Source organism: Dactylosporangium sp. NPDC000244, from assembly GCF_040300725.1.
Lineage (GTDB): Bacteria > Actinomycetota > Actinomycetes > Mycobacteriales > Micromonosporaceae > Dactylosporangium.
Map to the genome: position 1 here is coordinate 295,800 of NZ_JBEPEH010000005.1, position 19,079 is coordinate 314,878.

General features: G+C 72.9%; 15 protein-coding genes. 11 read left to right on the plus strand and 4 right to left on the minus strand.

What is annotated here, in order from left to right:
* Nucleotides 1-47: 47 nt before the first annotated feature.
* Together ABT369_RS09705 and ABT369_RS09710 are read right to left on the minus strand one after the other, a co-directional pair.
* The gene (locus ABT369_RS09705; RefSeq protein WP_350611301.1) at nucleotides 48-851 is read right to left on the minus strand and encodes an enoyl-CoA hydratase/isomerase family protein; all 804 of its coding nucleotides are present in this window, start codon (nucleotides 849-851) and stop codon (nucleotides 48-50) included.
* On the minus strand, nucleotides 848-1,897 hold the full coding sequence (locus ABT369_RS09710) for a hypothetical protein (RefSeq protein WP_350611302.1): 1,050 nt from the start codon (nucleotides 1,895-1,897) through the stop codon (nucleotides 848-850). Before ABT369_RS09710 ends, ABT369_RS09705 begins: the two co-directional genes overlap by 4 nt.
* Nucleotides 1,898-2,056: 159 nt before the next feature.
* Between ABT369_RS09710 and ABT369_RS09715 the strand changes: the two genes are divergently transcribed.
* The 7 genes from ABT369_RS09715 (at nucleotide 2,057) to ABT369_RS09745 (ending at nucleotide 9,863) form a co-directional block, all read left to right on the plus strand.
* Nucleotides 2,057-3,211 carry an acyl-CoA dehydrogenase family protein gene (locus ABT369_RS09715; protein WP_350611303.1) on the plus strand — a complete coding sequence of 385 codons (1,155 nt, stop codon included), beginning with the start codon at nucleotides 2,057-2,059 and terminating at the stop codon, nucleotides 3,209-3,211.
* Nucleotides 3,212-3,336: 125 nt separating this feature from the next.
* Nucleotides 3,337-4,203, plus strand: a complete 867-nt coding sequence (locus tag ABT369_RS09720) for a branched-chain amino acid ABC transporter permease (RefSeq protein ID WP_350611304.1) — start codon at nucleotides 3,337-3,339, stop codon at nucleotides 4,201-4,203.
* 2 nt (nucleotides 4,204-4,205) lie between these two features.
* Complete coding sequence (locus ABT369_RS09725) at nucleotides 4,206-6,050, plus strand: branched-chain amino acid ABC transporter ATP-binding protein/permease (protein WP_350611305.1); 1,845 nt, start codon at nucleotides 4,206-4,208, stop codon at nucleotides 6,048-6,050.
* The gene (locus tag ABT369_RS09730) at nucleotides 6,050-6,787 is read left to right on the plus strand and encodes an ABC transporter ATP-binding protein (protein ID WP_350611306.1); all 738 of its coding nucleotides are present in this window, start codon (nucleotides 6,050-6,052) and stop codon (nucleotides 6,785-6,787) included. Before ABT369_RS09725 ends, ABT369_RS09730 begins: the two co-directional genes overlap by 1 nt.
* Before the next feature lie 80 nt (nucleotides 6,788-6,867).
* Complete coding sequence (locus ABT369_RS09735) at nucleotides 6,868-7,635, plus strand: FadR/GntR family transcriptional regulator (RefSeq protein ID WP_350611307.1); 768 nt, start codon at nucleotides 6,868-6,870, stop codon at nucleotides 7,633-7,635.
* 46 nt (nucleotides 7,636-7,681) lie between these two features.
* Nucleotides 7,682-8,218 (plus strand): nuclear transport factor 2 family protein, encoded by a 537-nt coding sequence (locus tag ABT369_RS09740; RefSeq protein WP_350611308.1) that lies wholly within the window; start codon nucleotides 7,682-7,684, stop codon nucleotides 8,216-8,218.
* Nucleotides 8,219-8,234: 16 nt separating this feature from the next.
* Nucleotides 8,235-9,863 (plus strand): AMP-binding protein, encoded by a 1,629-nt coding sequence (locus ABT369_RS09745; RefSeq protein WP_350611309.1) that lies wholly within the window; start codon nucleotides 8,235-8,237, stop codon nucleotides 9,861-9,863.
* 67 nt (nucleotides 9,864-9,930) lie between these two features.
* Here the strand turns inward: ABT369_RS09745 and ABT369_RS09750 are convergent, their stop codons facing one another.
* Nucleotides 9,931-10,902, minus strand: coding sequence for an NADPH:quinone oxidoreductase family protein (locus ABT369_RS09750; protein ID WP_350611310.1), 972 nt, complete (start codon nucleotides 10,900-10,902; stop codon nucleotides 9,931-9,933).
* Between the two features lie 19 nt (nucleotides 10,903-10,921).
* Nucleotides 10,922-12,145: an acetyl-CoA C-acyltransferase gene (locus ABT369_RS09755; protein WP_350611311.1), complete on the minus strand. Its 1,224-nt coding sequence runs from the start codon at nucleotides 12,143-12,145 to the stop codon at nucleotides 10,922-10,924.
* Nucleotides 12,146-12,278: 133 nt separating this feature from the next.
* Between ABT369_RS09755 and ABT369_RS09760 the strand changes: the two genes are divergently transcribed.
* The 4 genes from ABT369_RS09760 to ABT369_RS09775 all read left to right on the plus strand — a co-directional run bounded on the left by ABT369_RS09760 (nucleotide 12,279) and on the right by ABT369_RS09775 (nucleotide 19,054).
* Nucleotides 12,279-13,892, plus strand: a complete 1,614-nt coding sequence (locus tag ABT369_RS09760) for a class I adenylate-forming enzyme family protein (RefSeq protein ID WP_350611312.1) — start codon at nucleotides 12,279-12,281, stop codon at nucleotides 13,890-13,892.
* Nucleotides 13,889-14,797: an alcohol dehydrogenase catalytic domain-containing protein gene (locus tag ABT369_RS09765; RefSeq protein ID WP_350611313.1), complete on the plus strand. Its 909-nt coding sequence runs from the start codon at nucleotides 13,889-13,891 to the stop codon at nucleotides 14,795-14,797. The genes ABT369_RS09760 and ABT369_RS09765 overlap by 4 nt, the downstream gene beginning before the upstream one ends.
* Nucleotides 14,798-14,882: 85 nt before the next feature.
* Nucleotides 14,883-16,958 carry a hydantoinase/oxoprolinase family protein gene (locus ABT369_RS09770; protein WP_350611314.1) on the plus strand — a complete coding sequence of 692 codons (2,076 nt, stop codon included), beginning with the start codon at nucleotides 14,883-14,885 and terminating at the stop codon, nucleotides 16,956-16,958.
* Complete coding sequence (locus ABT369_RS09775) at nucleotides 16,955-19,054, plus strand: hydantoinase B/oxoprolinase family protein (protein WP_350611315.1); 2,100 nt, start codon at nucleotides 16,955-16,957, stop codon at nucleotides 19,052-19,054. The genes ABT369_RS09770 and ABT369_RS09775 overlap by 4 nt, the downstream gene beginning before the upstream one ends.
* Nucleotides 19,055-19,079 lie beyond the last annotated feature (25 nt).

Genomic DNA, 19,079 nt, shown 5'->3' on the forward strand with positions numbered 1-19,079 from the left:
GGCGCTCACTCCACTCCTTGTTGTCGAGTCCATGGCGATGAATTGCTCTACTGGAAGGTGAAAGATGGGGTGCGGCGCTCCCGGAACGCCGCACGTGCCTCGGCGCTGTCGGTCGTCCGGGCGCTGAGCACCTGTTGGCGGTTCTCGAGCTCGATCGCCGCGTCCAGGGACGGCAGCTCCAGGCCCAGCCACATGCCCTGCTTGGTCAGCTCCAGCGCCATCGGTGCCGCGCCGAGCAGGGCGTCGATCGTCGTGTCCACCGTGGAGCCGAGCGCGCCGGGCTCGACGACGCCGGCGAGCAGCCCGATCCGCAGCGCCTCGGCGGCGTCGAACCGCCGCCCTGTGAGCATCAGCTCGTGGGCCCGGCCGGCGCCGACCAGCCTCGGCAGCAGCCAGCTGATGCCGAGGTCGCAGCCGCTGGCGCCGATGCGGATGAACGCGGTCGTGAAGACCGCCGTCGACGCGGCGAAGCGGATGTCCGCCGCGCACACCAGCGCCAGGCCGAAGCCGGCGGCAGGCCCGTTGACGGCGGCGACGACCGGCTTCGGCAGCCGGTGCACCCGCTGGATCAGCGTCGCGACGAGGCGCTGGAACGCCAGGTCGCGGTAGACCTGGCCCATGTCCGCCGTGCCGGGAGCGTCGCCGTAGCCGTCGAGGTCCAGGCCGGCGCTGAAGCCCCGCCCGGCGCCGGTGACCACGACGACCCGGCAGTGCGGGTCGCGCTCCGCCGCGTCGAGCGCGTCGTGCAGGCCCTGGGCGAGCTCGGCGTTGACGGCGTTGAGCTTCTCCGGCCGGTGCAGCTCGATGCGGTACACGCCGGGCCGGGGCCACGACACCTCGACGGCGCTCACGGGCGCACCGCCGCGAACGGGAAGTTGCCGGCCTGGGTACCCCACTCGTGCACGACGTCGCCGGTCAGCCGGGTGGCCCGCCCCCAGTGGTACAGCTCGGCGTCGATCCGCCCCATCTGCCGGCAGTAGTAGGCACCCTCGTTGCCGTCGAGCTCGAACTGGTCGCTGACCCGGCCGTCGGTGAGCCGGGCGAAGAACTCCAGCTCGCCCTGCGCGGCCTTGAGCGTGACCACCTCCGGGCGGGGCAGCCCGGTGCCGGGCTCGATGCGGAAGCGCTCCACGGACGAGGCGAAGGCGAACGTGCTCAGGATCGGCTCGCCCTCCCGATACAGCACGAACGGCGTGAAGTGCCGGTAGCCGAGCTGTTCGGACGCCGCGGAGTCAGTCCACAGTCCCGTGTAGTCGCCGCACGTGAAGTGTCCCCAGGTCCAGACCGACTGGGCGGACCGCGCCTTCTCCCGGCCGGCCAGCGGCAGCGACGACAGCTGCTTCTCGGCGTGGACCCGGCCGCGCACCGGCACGCGGTCCCCGTCGAGGGCGATCCAGCCGGAGACGTCGGCCCGCGGCGCGACCGGCCACCAGCCGATCGCGGTGGCCGAATCGGGGCGGTGGTGGGTGAAGCCGGGGGAGGCGGTGGTGAACTTGACCCCGGCGCAGACGACCGTTGCCGCCAGTTCCAGCCGCAACCGGCCGACGTCCAGGGTGAGGTCGAACGCGGCCGGGTCGCCGCGTTCGGATAGTCCACCGACCAGTTGGTTGTTTTCACCCCAGCGGCCGCCGAACGGGTACGGCTCGAACTCGTCCGGCGCGAAGCTGTGGTGCAGCTCCAGGAACGGCTCTCCGGGGCGCAGCAGGTTGACGGTGATGGCCGGGCGGCCGCCGTCGAACGGGCGTGAGCGGTACAGGCCGATGCCGACCTGCCACCCGTTGTCCAGGGCGGCGTCGAGCCACCACAGCTCGACGTACTCGGGGTCGTCGGCGCCCAGCTCGGTGCGCCAGGCCAACTCGGCCGCCGTGATCGGTCGGAACGCTCGGACGGCACTCATCGCATCGCCTCGATTCGCATCGGCTTCGTCCGGGGTCGTCCGGCTTCGGTTCGTTCAAGCCGGTCGACGTCGGTGTGCGGTTGCTGTTGTCGTTGGAGCGTCACTCTGTTGTACTGGTCCCCATGTAGTCAACCCACCGGTCGGTTAAGAGAGGGTCGAGTGAACTTCAGCGAGTCGAGTGAGCACCTTGCCCTTCGCGGTGCGGTGAGCGAGATCGGGGCCAAGTTCGGCCACGAGTACTTCGCCCGGTGTGCGGCGGAGGGGCGGTTCACCCACGAGCTCTGGTCGACGATCTTCGACAACGGGTTCGGCGGCGTGAACCTGCCGGAGGAGTACGGCGGCGGCGGTGGCGGCATCCAGGAGACGGCGATCGTCATCGAGGAGCTCGCCGCGCAGGGCTGCCCGCTGCTGTTCCTGATCGTCGCCGGCATGTGCGGACCGATCATCGACGAGTTCGGCTCCGCGGCGCAGAAGGAGCGGTGGTTGCCGGGGCTGGCCGCCGGCCGGACGAAGATGGCCTTCGCGATCACCGAGTCCGGCGCCGGGTCCAACGCCCCGAACCTCGCCACCACCGCCACCCGCGCCGGTGACGGCTGGGTCATCAAGGGCGCCAAGCAGTACATCACCGGCATGGACGTGGCCGACGCCGTGCTCGTCGTGACGCGCACCGGCACCGATCCGCGGGGCCGGGGCCTGCTGACCCTGTTCGTCGTGGACACCGGCACCCCCGGGCTGGAGTTCCGGCCGATCCCGATGGAGATCAAGGCGCCGGACCGCCAGTTCGCGGTGTTCTTCGACGACGTCGTGGTCCCGGCCGACCGGTTGGTGGGTAGCACGGCGGACCAGGGGTTGCGGCAGATCTTCTCCGGCCTCAACCCGGAGCGGATCAACGTCGCGGCCCAGGCGACCGGTCTCGGGCGGTACTTCCTGAACAAGGCCGTCGCCTACGCCAAGGACCGGGCGGTGTGGGGCGTGCCGATCGGCTCCCACCAGGGCGTCGCCCATCCGCTGGCCGAGGTGAAGATCGAGCTGGAACTGGCCCGGCTGATGACCGCCCGGGCGGCGTGGCAGTTCGACAACGGCGACGCCGGCGTGGGTGAGGCGGCGGCGGTGGCGAAACTGGCCGCGGCCGACGCGGTGCTGCACGCCTTCGACCAGACCGTTCAGGTGCACGGCGGCAACGCGTTCGCCACCGAGTACGGCATCGGCGACCTGTGGGGGCTGACGCGGCTCATGCGGTCGGCGCCGGTGAGCCGGGAAATGGTGCTCAACTACGTCGCGCAGCACTCGCTCGGCCTGCCTCGCTCGTACTGAACCGCCCCGCACTGCCGGCGGGAGTCACTGTGGCGGTGCTGTCTCTTCTGTCATGTAAATCATCTGGTTCATAGGTTCGTAGAACATCACGGCCCGGGGCCGTGCAGGACTGCGTAGGGGCTGTCGTGACGATTGTCTGGGCTGGGCTGTCGGTCGGTGCTGTCTATGCGCTCACCGCCATCGGCTACAACATCACGATGACGTTCGGCGGCGTGTTCAACTTCGCCCACGGCGCGTTCGTCATCCTCAGTGCGTTCTTCTCCTGGTACGTCATGGTCGACCTCGGCTGGCCGTGGTGGTCGGCGGCGCTGCTCGGCGCGGTCCTCGGTGCGCTGCTCGGCGGCCTCGAGGAGCTCGTCGCAGTACGCCCGGTGCTGCGCCGCAGCGACACCCGCGCGCTGCTGGTGACCACCGTCGGCGCGTTCGTCGTCATCGAGGGCGTGCTCGCCGCGACGTGGGGCGCCACGCCCAAGTCGGTCGGCTTCTTCGGCGGGGAGGACGCCTTCACCTTCCTCGGCGGGCGGATGGCGCCGGTCGACGTGTGGCTGGTCGTGCTCGCCGTCCTGGCCGGCGCCGGCATGCACGTGTTCTCCCGGCGCAGCCTGTGGGGCCTCGCTGCCCGCGGCGCCACCAGCGACCCGGACGCTGCCAAGGCCAGGGGCATCAACGTCGGCGCGCTGCGGGCCGGCGGGTTCGCGCTCGCCGGCGCGCTCGCCGGGCTGCTCGGCCCGCTCGTCACCCCGAAGACCGGCGCCAGCGTCGGCATCGCGGTCAGCATGACCATCTTCGGCTTCGTCGCCCTCGCCGTCGGCGGCTTCGGCAGCTTCATCGGGTGCGTCGTCGGCGGCCTGCTCATCGGGCTGATCCAGGCCTACGGCAGCCGGTACCTCGGCGTCGAGTACCCGCCGCTGCTGCTGTTCGTCGTGCTGCTCGTGGTGCTGCTGCTGAAACCCACCGGCCTGTTCGGCAAGCACGGCATGCGGGCGGTGTGACGATGACCGCCCGGCTGCGCACCCTCCTCACCGACACCCCGCTGCTCGTCATCGCCGGCTTCGTCATCGTGGCGGCCCTGCCGTCGCTCGGGCTGGGCTTCTACTGGCAGCGGCAGGTCATGCTCATCGCCGTCTACACGCTGCTGTGCAGCGGGCTCAACCTCAGCTTCGGCTACGCCGGCGAGCTGGCGCTGGGCCAGGTGGCGGTGTTCGCCTCCGGCGCCTACGTCGCCGCGATCCTGTTCAACCACGGGCATACCGACATCCTCCTGGCGTTGCTCGTCGCGACCGCGCTCGCCGGCGTCGCCGGGCTGATCTCGGGGATACCCGGGCTGCGGCTGAGCCACTGGTCACTGGCCCTGGTGTCGTTCTTCTTCGTGCTGCTCATCCCGAGCCTGGTGTCCATTCTGGACGAATACACCGGTGGCAGCGCCGGCCTGCCCGGCGTGCTCGGCCCGACGCTGTTCGGCCGGCCCCTGTTCGGCCGGGACTTCTACTACGTCGCGATCGCCGCCACCCTGCTGTGGATGCTGGTCCTGCGCAACATGGTGGTCTCCCGCTTCGGCACCTTCCTGCGGGTGCTGGCGCAGAGCCCGACGCTGGCGGAGTCGCTGGGCGGCTCGGTGCACCTGCTGCAGATCCAGGCGTACGTCATCGGGGCGCTGCCCGCCGGTATCGCGGGTGTGCTGTTCACCTACATGACGGGATTCATCAGCCCGACGACGTTCACCCTGAGCCTGCTCATCGCGGTGCTCGCCGCCACCGTGCTCGGCGGCGCGGACAGCGTCTGGGGCGCGCCGGTCGGTGCGGCGATCCTGGTGCTGGGACCGCTGCAGGCGGCGTCCTTCCAGAAGTACTCCAGCGCGGTGTACGGCATCTTCCTCGTCTTCGTCGGTGTCGTCTTCTCGATGGGGCTGGCCGGCCTCGCCCGCATCGTCCGGCGCCGGCTGCTCCTGCGCCGCCTGGCGCGCGCCGGGGCCGCCGGTGGGACCAGGACGGCCGGCGAGCTCGGCGAGCTCTCGATCCCGGGCGAGCGGCTGGAGGTCGCCGGGGTCGCGAAGGCCTTCGCCGGCCTCAAGGCGCTCAACGGCGTCGACCTGACGGTGGAACCGGGCACCATCACGGCCATCATCGGGGCCAACGGGGCGGGCAAGACCACACTGCTGAACCTCATCTCGGGCGTGCTGCGCGCCGACGCAGGGACGGTAACCCTCGCCGGCCGGCCGATCACCGGGCTGCGCGCGCATCAGGTCAGCCGCCTCGGCGTCGGGCGGACGTTCCAGACGCCGCTGATCCCGCCGCGGATGACCGTGTTCGAAGTGGTCGAGTCGGGCCGCCTGCGCTCCGGCGCCGTCGGTCTGCTGCCGGCCATTCTCCGGTTGCCACGGTACTACCGGGTGCGCCGGGAGGACCGCGCGGCGGCGCTCGTCGCGCTGTCGTTCGCGGGGCTGGAACACCTGGCCCACCAGCCGGCGGGATCGTTGCCGCTGGGCACCCGGCGGCTGCTGGAGGTCGTGCGCGCGGTCGCGGGCAAGCCGCACGTGCTGCTGCTGGACGAGCCGGCCGCCGGGCTGGACGACGAAGGACTGCGGGAGCTGGAGATGCTGATGCGCCGTACCAGGGAGGCCGGCGGCACCGTGGTGCTGGTCGAGCACAACGTGCCGTTCGTCATGAGCGTCGCCGACCGGGTGCACGCGATGGAGCTCGGCCGGGTCATCGCATCCGGGCCGCCGGACGTGGTCCGCCGGGACCAGCGGGTCATCGACAGCTACCTCGGCCGGCGTGGCCGAACGGAAGCCGGCGCCGGACCACGCACTGACGTCCCTTCCGAGTCGGGGGTGGCCTGATGGCGGACCTCACGGAAACCGGCCCGCTGCTGGACGCCACCGGCGTCCGCGTGGCCTACGGTGACCTCGTCGCCGTCTGGGAGGTCTCGCTGCGGCTGCACGCCGGCAGCATCACCGCCCTGGTCGGGCGCAACGGCGCCGGCAAGACGACGCTCATCAACGGCCTGTGCGGACTGCTGCCGGTGAAGGCCGGCACGGTCATGCTGGACGGGCGGGACGTCACCGCGCTGCCGGCGTGGTCGCGGGTGACGCGCGGGCTGACGGTCGTGCAGGAGGGCAAGCGGGTCTTCCGCGAACTCACCGTCCGGGAGAACCTGGTGCTCGGCCTGCGTGGCGGCGGGGTGAAGCGCGCCGACCGCGAGGACGAGCTGGCGAGGCTCTACGAGCGCTTCCCGATTCTCGGCGAGTGCCGCCGGCAGCGGGCCGCGGACCTGTCCGGGGGCCAGCAGCAGATGCTGGCCATCGCCACCGCGCTCGCCACGAAGCCGCGGGTGCTGCTGGTCGACGAGCCGTCGTCCGGCCTCGCGCCGGTCTTCGTGGACCTGGTGTTCGAGGTGCTGAGCGCGCTGCGCGACGAGGGACTGGCGATCCTGCTCGTCGAGCAGCTGGTCGACGAGGTGCTCGGCGGCATCGCCGAAGAGGTGATCGTGCTGGAGCGCGGGCGGGTCGCGCTGCGGGACCGGGCCGCCAACCTGGCGGTCGAGGACGTCGCGGCGAGCATCTACTCGTCGCTGTAGCCCTTCGCGGCAGGTTGGGGGAGGCAATGCTGCAGGAGCGTGGGGGACCGCCGGCGCCGCTCCGGCTCACCCCGCCGAGTGTGGCGGAGGCCGTCGCCGCACAGCTGCGGACCCGGATCCTCGACGGCGACCTGTTCGACGGATCCGAGCTGCCGCCGGAGGCGGCGCTGCTGGCCCAGTTCCCGGTCGGCCGGTCGAGCCTGCGGGAGGCGTTCCGCATCCTGGAGACCGAGGGCCTGCTCACCGTCCGGCGCGGCAAGCGCGGCGGGACGATCATCCGGCACCCGACGCCGGACTCGGCCGCGTACCACGTCGGACTGCTGCTGCACGCCTGGCACATCTCGATCGAGGACCTGGCGGTCGCCCGCAACCTCGTCGAGCCGCTCTCCGCGGGGCAGGCCGCCCGCCGCGGCGACCACCGCGCGATCGGCCGGCGGCTCGCCGCGCTCACCGCGGAGGCGGAGTCGCGTGCGGACGACGCGCTGGCCTTCACCCGGCTGGCCGGCCGGTTCCATCACGAGCTGGTGCAGGCGGCCGGGATACAGACGCTGCAGCTGCTCGCCGGGGTCATCGAGAGCATCTGGGACACCCAGGAGCTCACGTGGGCCCGGTCGGCGGTGGCGGACGGCCAGTACCCGGACGAGAGCCGGCGGCGCGAGGTCCTGCGCGCGCACCTGCGCATCGCCGCGGCGATCGGTGCGGGCGACGACGGCGAGGCGACCCGGCTGACCCGCGAGCACCTGCGGGTCACGTCGCGCTACGTCTCGGACGCCGGCGGCTCCGTCCGGGTGCTCGACGAGTACGGCAGCCGCCGTCCGCCGCCAGTTGCTTCGGAACCGACGAACTAGTTGCGGGGCGACGCGAGTCGCCTCTGCGCCCCTGGGAGATGAGGCTATGGAGGACGATATCCGCGCCCTGCGCCGGGAACTGCGCGAGCTGCGCGACCACGAGGAGATCCGTCAGCTCCTTTACCGGTACGCCCGCGGAGTGGACCGCGCCGACCTGGAGCTGATCCAGTCGGTGTACGCCGAGGGCGGCACCGACCGGCACGGGCCCTTCGACGGCCCGGGCGTCGAGTTCGCGAACGTCGTCGTCGACGGTGCCAGGAAGGTGTGGGACCACGTCGGCAACCACCACATCACCAACGTGCTCATCGAGCTCGACGGCGACCGGGCCCGGGCCGAGGTGTACTTCCTGGCGTTCCATCCGCACTCCGACAACGGCCGGCCCGAGCTCGGCATCATCTCCGGCCGGTACCTCGACGTGCTGGAGCGCCGCGACGGGCGGTGGGGCATCGTGCGGCGGGTCGTGGTGTCGGACTGGACCCGCAACGATCTCGCCGGACCGGAGTGGGAGCGCACGACCGAGCGGGCCGGCTACGTCGGCGGCCGGCGCGGCGACACGGACCAGTCGTACGAATTCTTCGCATAGGCGCGAGAGGTACATCATGAGTGCAACAGCAGAGTTCGACTGGAACCTGGCGACCGTCTGGGAGACCATCGCGGAGGAGCTGCCGGATGCCCCGGCACAGATCCAGGGCGAGCGCACCTTCACGTGGGCCGACTTCGAGCGGCGGGCCAACGGCGTCGCGCGCACGCTGCTGGACGGCCCGGCGAGCCGCGACGACCGGGTCGCGCAGTACCTGCGCAACAGCCCGGAGTACCTCGAGGTCTCGCACGCCGCGTTCAAGATCGGCATCCCGGCGATCAACTCGAACTACCGGTACCGCGACGAGGAACTGCGCTACCTGTGGGAGGACGCCGACGTCACCACGGTCGTCTTCCACGGCTCCTTCACCGCGACCGTGGGCGCCCTGCGCGACCGGGTGCCCCGGGTGCGGCAGTGGATCCACGTCGACGACGGTACTGAGCCGTGCCCCGAGTGGGCGATCCCCTACGAGCAGGCCGCCGCGGCGTCGCCCGAGCGGGTCCGTGCGCCGTGGGGCCGCGGCGGTGACGACCTGTTCCTGCTCTACACCGGCGGCACGACCGGCATGCCCAAGGGCGTGATGTGGCGCGCCGTCGACATGCTGCGGCAGGTCAACGACGTGTCCACCGCCCACTACACGCTCGAGGACGGTGCCGAGGGCATCCGTCGCGACCTGCGGGGACCCGGGCAGGCGCACATCTCCGGCAGCCCGTACATGCACGGCACCGGGTACTTCGGCGCGACGATGGCGATGCACGGCGGCGGATGCGTCGTGTCGCTGACCGCGCCCGGGTTCGACGCGGCCGAGTTGCTCGACAGCATCGACCGCTACCGCGTCGCCAGCCTCGCGATCAGCGGCGAGGTCTTCGCCAAGCGCGTCGTCGACACCCTCGCCGCGGAACCGGGGCGCTGGGACAGCTCCACGATCCGCAACGTCCTGACGTCCGGCGGCATGCTGGGCGAGCAGAGCAAGCGGGCCCTGCTGGAGCACTGGCCGGCCGCGGCGATTCTCGACGGCTTCTCGTCGTCGGAGGGCTTCGGCATGGGCTGGTCGCTGGCGACGAAGGACAACGTCCCCGAGACCGGCCGCTTCGCTCCCGGCCCGAACGTCTGGGTGCTCGACGAGCACGGGCAACCGGTCGAGCCCGGCTCCGGCGTGATCGGCAAGCTCGTCGTGCGCAACCGCCTGCCGATGGGCTACTACAAGGACCCCGACAAGACGGCGCAAACCTTCCGCGAGATCAACGGCGTGCGGACGTCGGTGCCCGGCGACCACGGCGTCGTCCACCCCGACGGCACGATCCAGCTCATGGGCCGCGACTCGCTGTGCATCACCTCCGGCGGCGAGAAGATCTTCACCGAGGAGGTCGAGGGCGTCATGCTCGACCACGAGGCGGTGACGGACGTCCTCGTCGTCGGCGTGCCCGACCCGCAGTGGGGCCAGTCGGTGGCCGCCGTCGTCAGTGTCGAGGCGGGCTCCGCGCCCACGGCGGCCGAGCTGATCGGCCACGTCAAGGCGCGGCTCGCCGGCTACAAGGCGCCCAAGCACGTCGTGTTCGTGGACAGCGTGCCGCGTTCCCCGAACGGCAAGGCCGACTACCCGGCCGCCCGCGCATTGGCGGAGGCGCAGCGGCAGCCGGTTGCCTGAGCCGGGGGTCATGGCCGGTCGTGCGGTGCGCGACCGGCCATGGGGGCGTCCGGATGCGTGCGACGGGTCAGGGCAGCAGCACGATCCGGCCGCGGGCGGTCCGGTGCTCCAGCATGGTGAGCGCCTCGGCGGCGCTGCGCAGCGGCAGCAGGCGGCCGATCGGCGGCCGGGCCAGGCCGCGCTCGACCAGCGGCAGCAGCCGGCGCCACTCGGCTTGCAACCGCTCGGGCCGGGCGGTCAGGAACGCGCCCCAGCCGACCCCGACGATGTCGGCGTTGCGTGTAGCCAACCGGTCGGTCGCCAGCACCGGGATCGTGCCGCCGGCGAAGCCGAGGACGAGTGCCCGTCCGAGCGGCGCGAGGCAGTCCAGCGACTGCTCCAGCCGGTCGTTGCCCACCGGGTCGACGACGAGGTCGACGCCCCGCCCGCCGGTCAGGTCCAGGACCGCGGCGGCGAAGCCGTCGACGGGCACGACGTGGTCCGGCGCGTACCCGACCGGGGCCAGCAGTTCGGCCAGCGGTGTCGACGTGACCGCGATGACGGTCGCGCCGAACGCGGAGGCCAGCTGCATCGCGGCCACGCCCAGCCCACCCGACGCGCCGTGCACCAGCACCGTCTCGCCGGGGCGCAGCCGGCCCCGGTGCAGCAGGCCGAACGTCATGGTGAGGTAGTTGGCCGGCAGGCACGCCGCCGCCGGGAAGCCGATGCGGCCGGGCAGCGGCAGCACGTGGCCCACCGGCACCGCGGCGAGCTCGGCGAAGCCCCGCTGGGCGCTGGCACACGCCACCCGGTCGCCCGGCGCGAACGGCGATCCCACCGGTGCCTGACGTACCACACCCGCGAACTCGCCGCCCAGCACGAAGGGCAGCGGTGGGCGCTCCTGATAGCGGCCGTAGGACAGCAGCAGTTCGGGGAACGTGACGCCCGCCGCCCGGACCTCCACGAGGACCTCGCCGTCCGCGGCCGTCGGCGCCGGGATCCGCTGTACCTCGATGCCGGACGGGCCGGTGCGTCGGACTACCCGGGCGGCGCGCATCATCGACTGGTCTCGAATCGGGTCAGACGCGCTCGATGATGGTGGCGGTGGCCATGCCGCCGCCGGTGCACATCGTCACCAGACCGGTGCTGAGGTCGCGGCGCTCCAGCTCGTCGAGCAGCGTTGCGAGCAGGATCGGGCCGCTCGCTCCGATCGGGTGGCCCAGCGCGATGGCCCCGCCGTTGACGTTGACCCGATCGAGGCTCACGCCGGTGTCCTGGGCGAAGCGCAGCACGACGGCCGCGAACGCCTCGTTGACCTCGAACAGGTCGATGTCGCCCATCGTCATGCCGGCCCGGCGGACGCACTGCTCGGCGGCCGGCCCCGGCGCGGTGAGCATGATGACCGGGTCGGCGCCGGCCGTCGCCGTGGCGACCACCCGGGCCCGCGCTCGCCAGCCGCGCTCGCGGGCCACGCCGGCCCGGGCGACGAGGACGGCCGCGGCGCCGTCGGCCAGGCCGGAGGAGTTGCCGGCGTGGTGGACGTGCGCGACGGCGTCGATGTGGGGGTACACCTGACGCGCCATCGCGTCGAAGCTGCGCTCGTAGCCGTCGAGAACCAGGGTGCCCAGCGCCTCGAACGAAGGCTTCAGCGCCGACAGCGCCTCGACGGTCGTGGCCCGCGGCAGCTCCTCACGGTCGAGCAGCGTGGCACCGTCGGGGCCGGTGACCGGGACCATCGAGCCGGTGAACCGGCCCTCGCCGATGGCCTCGGCCGCGCGGCGCTGCGACTCGGCGGCGTAGGCGTCCACGTCGGCCCGGCTGAACCCGCCGAGCGTGGCGATGAGGTCGGCCGAGATACCCTGCGGGATCAGCGGATAGCGCTCCCGCAGCCGCACGTTGCCGGCGTCGAGCGTCGGGCGGGTGGCGGCCGGGTAGCGCGACATCAGCTCCACCCCGGAGGCGACGACGACGTCGGCCTGGCCCGAGGCGACCATCATCGCGGCCGAGTTGACCGCCTGCTGGCCCGAGCCGCAGGCGCGGTTCATCGTCAGGCCGGGCACCGTCAGCGGCCATCCGGCGGCCAGCGCCGACAGGCGGGCCACGTTGTCGCCGTGGTCGCCGATCGCGTTGGCGCAACCGGTCAGCACGTCGGCGACCTCGCCGGGTGAGAACCCAACCCGTTTCTGTAGCTCGACCAGCACTCCGGCGAGCAGTTCCTGCGGATGGACCCCGGACAGCGCGCCACCGGGCTTGCCCTTGCCGCGCGGGGTCCGGACGATGTCGACGATCGTTGCGTCTCGCACGCGCCGACGATACCAAGCCAACCAGATGGTTGGCTATAGCGCCGGTTGCGCACCCCGGGTATTGCGCCGCCCCCGCCCGCTGGGTGACGATGCCCAATACCCAACCATGCGGTTGGTGAATGGAGGCGGAGCAATGGCGGGTGCGCCGGGGCGCCGGATCGGTCCCCTGTCGGAGTGGACGGCCGAACCGGCGGGCGAGGTCATCGAGGAGTCGGTGCCGCAGGTGCTGGCGCGGCAGGTCGCCACGCACGGTGATCGCCCGGCGGTGTACTGGCCGGACGGCGACGGCCTGGCCGGCCTGACCTACGCCGAGCTGGGCGCGGCGGCCGATCGGCTGGCGCGGGCGCTGGCCGGCGCGGCGAAGCCCGGCGACCGGGTCGCGGTGTGGTCGTGCAACGTGCTGCCGTTCGTGATCCTGGAGCACGCCACGGCCATGGCGGGCCTGGTGCTGGTGCCGTTCAACACCGCCTGGACCGATGCGGAGGCCCGGCACGCGGTGGAGCTGACCCGGCCGGTGATGCTGTTCGCGGGCACGACGCACGCCGGCGCGCCGCTGTTGGCGCGGGCGTCCGCACTCGGCGCCGGCGCGGCGGCGGTGACGGTCGCCGACCTCGGGGACCTCGACGGATGGGCGGCCACCAGGGCGCTCGGCGCGCTGCCGGACGTGTCCGGCGATGACCCGTTCCTCATCCAGTTCACCTCGGGCACGACCGGCCGGTCGAAGGGCTCGGTGCTCACCCACCGCGCCGCGCTCAACGGCGCGCTCCAGCGCAACCGGCACGACGTGCGCCCCGAGCCCGACCTCTACCTCAACCCCGTGCCGTACCACCACATCGGCGGATCCTGTTTCGTGATCCTCGGCGGCCTCATCGATGCCGGCGCCTTCGTCGTGATGGAGCGCTGGGACCCGGCGGTCGTGTTGCGCCTGCTCGGCCTCGGCGTCATCAAGCGGATCGGCGGCGTGCCGACCATGCTCGTGGACATCCTGGCCAAGCTCGGCGACGCCGCGCGTGACGTGGGGCTGGAGTCCGTCTCGCTCGGCGGCGCCACCGTCACCCAGCACCTGGTGAACCTCGTGCAGGAGGTCCTCGGCGTTGCGGTGCTCATCGGCTACGGACAGTCCGAGTGCCCGCTGATCACCTCGACGCACATCGCCGACGACCCCGCCACCATCGGCGGCACCCTCGGCCGTCCGCTCCCGGCCGCCGACGTGCGCATCGCCGACCCGGAGACCGGCGCGGTGGTGCCGATCGGCACGCCCGGCGAGATCCTCGTGCGCGCGCCGTACATGATGGCCGGCTACTGGGGCATGCCGGAGCAGACCGCCGCCACGATGACCGCGGACGGCTTCCTGCGCACCGGCGACCTCGGCGAGATGGACGAGTCCGGCTACCTGACGTTCCGCGGCCGCTCCCGGGACGTGATCATCCGCGGCGGCGAGAACGTGTACCCGGCCGAGGTCGAGGAGATCCTCCTGGACCACCCCGGCGTCGCCGCGGCGGTCCTGGTCGGCCTCGACGACGAGCGGCTGGGCGAGCGGGTCGCCGGGGTGGTCGTGCGCGCGCCGGGCAGCACGGTCGGCGGGGAGGAGCTGACCGCGTTCCTCGCCGGCCGGTTGGCCCGGTTCAAGATCCCGGTCGCGTGGCGGTTCGTGCCGTCCCTGCCGATGACGGCCTCGGGGAAGGTCCGCCGGTTCGTCGTACGGGACGAGACCAACACCGAGATCGCCGCCGCGGCGCCGGCGTGAGGGCCCTCGTCGTCGCATCGCTCGACGGGCCGGGCGCGGTGGCACTGCGCGACGTACCGCGGCCGGTGCCCGTCCCCGGCGAGGTGAGCATCCGGGTGCACGCCGCGGGGGTGGGGCGGGTGGCCTGCGGGCCGGTGCCGCCCGCACCCCCGTTCGTGCTCGGGGCGGCGGTGGCCGGGACCGTGCTCGCCGCGCCGCCCGGGAGCGGCCGCGCGCCCGGGGACCGGGTGCTGGCGTTCTGCTCGACCGGGGGTGCCGCGGAGGTCGCGGTCGCACGCGCCGACCATACCGTGGCGCTGCCGGCGCGATGGACCTTCGAGCAGGGGGCGGCCTCGCTGGTGCCGTACCTGTCGGCATACTTCGCCGTGGTGGAGCGCGGCCGCCTCGCGGCCGGCGAGTCCCTCCTCGTCCGGGGCGTCGGCGGCTTCTGTTCCGCCGCGCTGCGGGTCGCGCGGGCGGTGGGAGCCGGCCGGCTCGTGGGTGCCGGTGAGCCTTCCGGGGACGCCGGCGTCGAATGGGTGCCGGTCGACGGATTCCGGGACGCGGTGCGCTCGGCCGGTCCGGTGGACCTGGTCGTGGACGCCGCCGGTGGCGAGGGGTTCGTCGACGCGCTGCGCTGCCTGGCCGCCGAGGGCCGGGCCGTGCTCGCCGGCGGCTCGCCCGCCGAGGTCCGGGTGAACCGGCTGCTGCTGAACAACATCGAGGTCGTCGGCGCCGCCTGGGAGGACTGGGTGCGCGGCGACGACGGGCGCCTGGCCGGCGCGTGGTCGGCCATCGCCGGGGAACTGGCCCGCGGGGCCCTCGCGCCGATCGCCGGCCGCGTGCTGCCGTTCGGCGACGAGACCCCGGCCGCCCTGGACCGGGGGCGGCCCGAGCCGGATGCCGTGATCCGGATCCGCACTTAAACCAACCCACCAGTTGGTTGATATCCCGTTTCGGCGGCGTTACGGTGGGAGACCTTCCAGGCCGACGATGTGAGGTGGGCGACACATGGGCATCGCTGAAGAAGACGAATCGGTGTGCGTCGGCGTGGACGTCGGCGGCACCTTCACGGACGTGGTGCTCAGCGCCGGGGCCCAGGTCTGGAGCGCCAAGGCGCCGACGACCCCGGGCGCGCTCGGCCGCGGCGTGCTCGACGCCTGCCGCCTCGTCGCCGGGCGGGCCGGCACGACGCTGGAGGAGCTACTGCCGAAGGTCACGCGCTTCGGGCTCGGCACGACCGCGGTCACGAACACGATCGCCGCCCGCACCGGGCTGGACGTCGGGCTCATCACGACCCGCGGCTTCGAGGACCTCGTCCCGATCGCCCGCGGCAAGCGGGTGTCGAGCGACGGCTGGTTGCTGCCGCCCGTGGCGTTGGTCGACCGGGAGCGCATCCTCGGCGTTCCCGAGCGGGTGGACCGGAACGGCACGATGCTGGTCGAGCTCGACCGCGAGCGCGTGCGCGAGGCCGGCCGGGAGCTCGTGGAGCATCGAGGCGCCCGGTCGCTGGCGGTGTCGTTCCTGTGGTCCTTCCTCAACGACGCGAACGAGCGCGCGGCTGTGGCGGAGCTCGCGGGGCTCTTTCCCGGCGTGCCCGTCATGTCGGGAGCGGACCTGCTGCCCGTCATCCGCGAGTACGAGCGCACGCAGTTCGCGTTGCTCAACGCCTACACAGCGGGCTCGCTCGACGGCGTGGTCGAACTCGCCGACGAGCTCGAGAAGCTCGGCCTGCGCCGGCCTCCGCTACTCGTGCACTCGGGCGCGGGATCGATCTCGGTCGCCGAGGGACGCCGGATGCCGGCGCTGCTGGCGGAGTCGGGGCCGGCGGCCGGGGTGGTCGCCGCCCTGGAGGTCTGCCGCTCGGCCGGCATCACCGACGCCGTCACCGGTGACGTCGGCGGCACGTCGTTCGACCTCTCCTTCATCTCCGGCGGCGAGGCCGGTCGCCGCAGCAACGGCGAGCTGATGGGCATCTGGACGGCCATGCCGATGGTCGACATCGACTCGGTCGGGGCCGGCGGCGGCTCGATCGCCTGGGTCGACAGCCTCGGGATTCTCCGGGTCGGCCCGCGCTCGGCCGGTGCGCAGCCGGGGCCGGCGTGCTACGGCCGCGGCGGTACCGAGGCGACGGTGACCGACGCGCTGGTCGTGCTCGGCTACATCGACCCAGACAACTTCCTCGGCGGCGCGATGGTGCTCGACGCCGAGGCCGCCCGGGCCGCCTGCACCCGCGTCGGCGAACAGCTCGGGCTGGATCGCACCGACGCGGCCTGGGGCATCTGGGAGGTGGCACTGGCCAGCATGGCGCGCGCCCTGCGCGCCCGCTTCGCCGAGCGCGGCGTCGACCCCCGGACGTTCGCGATGCTCAGCATGGGCGGGTGCGGTGCGCTGTTCGGCGCCGCGCTGGCGCGGGATCTGGGCATCCGCCGGGTGCTGGTCCCCGATCTCGCGTCGGTGCTGTCCGCCTTCGGCGCCGCGGCCTCGCAGGTGCGCCGCGAACGCAGCCGTTCGGTCGGCGCGCTGTTCCCGGTCGACCCGGGGTTGCTCGGCGGCATCGTCGAGGAGCTGACCCGCGCCGTCCGCGACGACCTCGCGGCCGACGGCGTGGCGCCCGGCGACATCACCGTCGAGCTCGCCGCCGACGTACGGTTCCACCGCCAGACCTTCGAGCTGCCGATCATCTGGGACGACGGGCTCGACGAGGCGGCCCAGCTCCGTCAGCGTGACCGGTTTCTCGACGACTACACCGCGCGGTACGGCAAGGGCGCGATCGTCGCCGGCGCTCCGGTGGAGCTCGTGACCGTGCGGGCGGTCGGACTCGGCCGGACGGCCCGGGCCGGGCTGACCCGGGTGACGCCGGCACCCGCCACCGGCGAGCCGCGCATCCTGGGCAGCCGGCCGGTGTATCTCGGCCGGTCGTCCGAGCCGGTGAAGGTGCCGGTGTACGACCGCGCGGACCTTCGGCCCGGCCAGCAGATCACCGGCCCCGCACTGATCGACGCCGCGGACACGACGAGCTGGGTCCCGCCGGGCGCCGGTGCGCGCCTGGACGAGTTCCTCACCCTCGAGATGGAGCTGTCATGACGAACACCGGCCTCGACCCTATCGAACTGCAGGTCCTGCGCTCCCGCCTGCAGGCCGTCGCCGAAGAGGGCGCCATCACCATCGAGCGCACCGCCATCAGCCCGATCATCTCCGAGTCGCGCGACTACTCCTGCACGCTGCTGGAGGCGAACGGGGACCTGATCGTCGCCGGCGGCGCGATCAGCCACCACTTCGGCATCTGCGGCCACGCGGTGCGGGCGACGCTGGCGACGCACGGCGAATCGGTGGCGCCCGGCGACGTCTTCTTCTGCAACGACCCGCACAACGGAGGTGGCCTGCACGCCCAGGACGTCGTCGTCCAGCTTCCGGTGTTCGTCGACGGCGAGCTGGTGGCGTGGGTGGCCAACTCCGGGCACATGCTCGACATGGGCGGCATGGTCTTCGGGTCCTGGTCGCCCGACGCCACCGACTGCTACCAGGAGGCGCTGCGCCTGCCGCCCGTGCGGCTGTTCCGGCAGGGCGAGGAGCAGACCGACGTCTGGCAGATCATCCGCACCAACGTCCGCACGCCGGACGTGGTCGAGATGGACCTGCGCGGCCTGGTGGCGGGGTGCGAGGTCGCGCGGGACAAGCTGGTCGGGATCGCGCGGCTCACGGGCCGGGAGCACCTGCTCGACGGCATCGGTGAACTGCGCCGCCGTGCCGAGCGCGAGATGCGCCGGCGCATCACGCAGCTCGCCGACGGCGTATACCGCTACACCGGCTGGACCGAGTGGTACGACGAGCGCTACGAGATCCCGTGCACGATGACGGTTGCCGGCGACACGCTGCACTTCGACTTCTCCGGAGCGCCCGGGCAGACCAACCACTTCTTCAACACCAAGCCGCACATCATCACCGCGCAGATCGTCGGCGACGGCTCGGACGTGCTGACCCACGACATCCCGCTCAGCCAGGGCATGTTCAACCCGGTCACGGTGCACTGCCCGGCCAACTCGATCGTCAACAGCAATCCGCCGGCGCCGGTCGCATCCGCGCACATCGACGTCTCGCTGACCGCGAGCATGGCGGCCCACCAGTGCATCATGCTGGCGGTCGCCGCCGGGTCCAGCGACGTGGCGCGGCTGCTGACCGGTCCGGTGGCGCCCAGCGCGATGGCGATCCAGACCTGGGCCTACACCACGCCGCAGGGGTACCCAGACGGGTGGATGATGCTCGACGGGGCGATGGCCGGCACCGCGGCCGCCTACGACCGCGACGGCACGGACCTGTGCAACTTCATCGTGGCCCGCAAGCCGATCCTCGAGGCCATCGACGTCGAGATGCTCGAGGCGTGGTACCCGGTCCTGGTCGACTTCAAGCGGATCCGTCCGGGGGCCTTCGGCGCCGGCCGCTTCCGCGGGGGGTCGGGCTGCAACATGCAGTTCGGCCCGTACGGCGTCGACGCCGTGGTCGGTCAGCTCCTCGCCGTCCGGGAGCACCTGCCGCCGAACGGCTCCGGTGGGGGCCGGCCCGGCTCGGTGAGCGAGTTCGTGCTGCGGTCGGGCGCCGGTGAGGAGCGCGCCCTGCCGGGCAAGAGCGGTGCGGTGGTGGTGTCGGCGGGGGAGTCCATCGAGTTCCGGATCGGCTCGGCCGGTGGGCACGGCGACCCGCTCGATCGCGACCCGGACGCGGTGGCCCGCGACGTCCGGCTGACCCGGCTGACCGAGGCCGAAGCGCTGGCGGTGTACGGCGTTGCGATCGTCGACGGCGCGATCGACGCCGAGCGCACCGCCCGGACCCGTGCGACCCTGCTGCGGGAGCGCCTGGACGCGGCGCGCCCGCCGTCCCGGCCCCGGTCGGCGCCGGCGAACGAGGGCGACCGGGAGCGGCCGGCGCAGACCATCTACCCGGGCGTCGACCAGCGTGGCGGCACGGCGTTCGCGCGGGCGAGCGGGGTGGTGCTCGCCCACGCGCCCGACGTGTGGACCGACGGCTGCCCGGTGCTGGAGCAGCCGCTGGGCGGCGCGGTCGTCGAGCGCAGCTACCTGGACCCCGTCACCGGGCGCCTGCTGCTCGTGGAGGCGGTGCCGGCCGGCGCGGCGTGCTCGGTGGTGAGCAGCCCGCGCCGGTGGACCGAGGCGGCGTCGGTCTGACCGCCACCGTGGGGCTGGTCCGGCG